Source organism: Pseudonocardia sp. (assembly GCF_025965585.1).
In the GTDB taxonomy this organism is placed as follows: Bacteria; Actinomycetota; Actinomycetes; order Mycobacteriales; family Pseudonocardiaceae; genus Pseudonocardia.
The window spans coordinates 1-2,637 of the sequence record NZ_JAOPWR010000470.1 but is presented as its reverse complement, the minus strand read 5'-3'; the positions used below and the strand labels follow the sequence as shown (position 1 = coordinate 2,637).

Genomic DNA, 2,637 nt, shown 5'->3' with positions numbered 1-2,637 from the left:
ACCACGACCTGGCCGGCCTCGACCTCGAGGTTGATGTCGCGCAGCACATGGAGGTCGCCGAAATGCTTGTCGACAGACGTCATCCGGATCATGGTGGTTTCGGTCATTTGCGGCCTCCGGGCATATTGGGACGCTAGGGGGAATCCGACACCCGAGTCCAGTGTCTTGAGCGACCCACAGGGTTGCGATCAGATGACGGACGGGGGACCGGTGCACATACTGCTGGTGGAAGACGTGTGCCGCGCCATTCGTGAGGCGAGCGAGGTCCCGATCATCGTGGTCTCGGCCCGCGGCGAGGTGGACGACCGCATCCTGGGCCTGCACTCCGGCGTCGACGACTACCTCGTCAAGCCCTACGGCATGCTCGTGGCGCGCGTCCACACCGTGTATCGGCCAGCCGTGTCGGGTCGTCGTCCGCGGTGGACGTCGTGCAGGTCGACGACGTGACGGTCGCCCTGCAGCGCCACACGGACATGGTCGGTATGGTCCTCGTCGGTGCGCTGGCTGGCGGCCTCGGCATCCCGCTCGCCCTGTCGGACGCGCAGGCCGCACAGCAGGAGATGTTCACCGACGGGCTGACCGGCCCCTCGTGCGGGCATCCTGCCTGTCCCGTCCCGTTCGGTCGAGGCTGCCCGGGGGGCGAGGTCGCCCAGGACGGGCCTACCCTTGGCCGGTGGCCCGCAGTTACACCGTCCGCACCTACGGGTGCCAGATGAACGTGCACGACTCCGAACGGATGGCCGGGCTCCTGGAGTCGGCGGGCTACACGCGCGCCGCCTCGGACGACGCGGCCGATGTCGTCGTGTTCAACACGTGCGCCGTGCGCGAGAACGCCGACAACCGCCTCTACGGAAACCTCAGCCACCTCGCGCCGGTCAAGAGGTCGCGGCCCGGCATGCAGATCGCCGTGGGCGGCTGCCTCGCCCAGAAGGACCGCTCCGAGATCGTCCGCCGTGCTCCGTGGGTGGACGTCGTGTTCGGCACGCACAACGTGCACGCGCTGCCGGTCCTGCTGGAGCGCGCTCGGCACAACTCCGAGGCCCAGGTCGAGATCGCCGACTCGCTCGAGGTGTTCCCCTCGACGCTGCCGGCGCGCCGCGAGTCGGCCTACGCCGGCTGGGTGTCGATCTCCGTGGGCTGCAACAACACCTGCACGTTCTGCATCGTCCCGTCGCTGCGCGGCACGGAGAAGGACCGCCGCCCCGGCGACGTCCTCGCCGAGGTGCAGGCGCTCGCCGCCGACGGCGTGCTCGAGGTGACCCTGCTCGGGCAGAACGTCAACTCCTACGGTGTCGAGTTCGGCGACCGTGGCGCGTTCGCCAAGCTGCTGCGCGCCTGCGGCGACATCGAGGGTCTGGAGCGGGTCCGCTTCACCTCGCCGCACCCGCGCGACTTCACCTCCGACGTCATCGCCGCCATGGCCGAGACGCCCAACGTGTGCCCGCAGCTGCACATGCCGCTGCAGTCCGGCTCCGACGACGTGCTGCGCCGCATGCGCCGCTCCTACCGGTCGTCGCGGTACCTGGCGATCCTCGACGAGGTGCGCGCCTCGCTGCCCGATGCCGCCATCAGCACCGACATCATCGTGGGCTTCCCCGGCGAGACCGAGGAGGACTTCCGGGCCACGCTCGACGTCGTCGCGCAGGCCCGGTTCGCCAGCGCGTTCACGTTCCAGTACTCGCCCCGGCCCGGCACCCCGGCAGCCGACCTGCCCGACCAGCTGCCCAAGGACGTCGTCCAGGAGCGGTACATGCGGCTCGTCGCGCTGCAGGAGGAGATCTCCTGGGAGCAGAACCGGGCGATCGAGGGCCGGGTCGTCGAGGTGCTCGTCGCGGCGGGGGAGGGGCGCAAGGACGGCGCCACCCACCGGCTGTCCGGGCGGGCCCGGGACGGGCGGCTGGTCCACTTCGCGCCGGGATCGGCCGGATCGATCGGTTCCGGGATCCGGCCGGGTGACGTCGTCGAGGTCGCGATCGGCTACGGCGCGCCGCACCACCTCGTCGCCGACGGTCCGGTGCTGAGCCACCGCCGCACCCGCGCCGGCGACGCACACGACCGTCCGACCACATCGGCCACCGGCCTGGGACTGCCGACGTTCGGCGCGCCCGCCCCGGTGGCCGCCACCACCGATGTATGCGGAGTGTCCTGATGGCCCGCGAAGTACCGTCCGGCGACCTGCCCGAGGAGCTCACGGAGCTCAACCGTGAGCTCGAGGGCGTCACCCGTCGCGTGGAGCAGCGGATCGAACCCGGCAGCACCGCGCTGAAGGTCTCGATCGCGATGCTGGTGCTGATCGTGTCGCTCCTGCTCCCGTGGACGGGCACCATCCGGGGCTGGCAGGTGCTGTCGGGCATCGGGAGCCTGGGTTCGCTGCCCCAGCTGTTCACCCTCACCTCGCTCGGCTTCGGGCTCGTGGTGTCCTCGCTCGCCCTGGCCACCCGCTTGTGGGGTCTGGCCTGGCTCGCCGCCGCCGGCTGCGGCGTCTCCGTCATCACCGGGGTGTGGGCGATCTGGTCGCGGCAGACCGGCGTGCTGTCGGGCGGCACGGGCCCGGGCATCGGCCTGATCCTGGCCCTGCTGACCATGATCTTCTTGGTGGCGTGCTGGGTGCGGATCGCCTTCCGCCGCGGCTGATCC

3 protein-coding genes and 1 pseudogene are annotated in these 2,637 nt (G+C 71.0%); 3 read left to right on the top strand and 1 reads right to left on the bottom strand.

The genetic code is table 11. From position 1 onward, the window contains the following. Positions 1-92, bottom strand: a pseudogene (locus tag JWR81_RS28800) (amino acid ABC transporter ATP-binding protein); the annotation flags it as partial. Between the two features lie 100 nt (positions 93-192). Between JWR81_RS28800 and JWR81_RS28795 the strand changes: the two are divergent. From JWR81_RS28795 to JWR81_RS28785, 3 genes are all read left to right on the top strand, one after another. After that, complete coding sequence (locus JWR81_RS28795) at positions 193-447, top strand: response regulator transcription factor (protein WP_367278873.1); 255 nt, start codon at positions 193-195, stop codon at positions 445-447. A gap of 226 nt (positions 448-673) precedes the next feature. Continuing rightward, positions 674-2,149, top strand: a complete 1,476-nt coding sequence (gene miaB, locus JWR81_RS28790) for a tRNA (N6-isopentenyl adenosine(37)-C2)-methylthiotransferase MiaB (protein WP_297659793.1) — start codon at positions 674-676, stop codon at positions 2,147-2,149. Next, on the top strand, positions 2,149-2,634 hold the full coding sequence (locus tag JWR81_RS28785; protein ID WP_297659790.1) for a hypothetical protein: 486 nt from the start codon (positions 2,149-2,151) through the stop codon (positions 2,632-2,634). Before miaB ends, JWR81_RS28785 begins: the two co-directional genes overlap by 1 nt. The last annotated feature ends 3 nt before the right edge of the window (positions 2,635-2,637 follow it).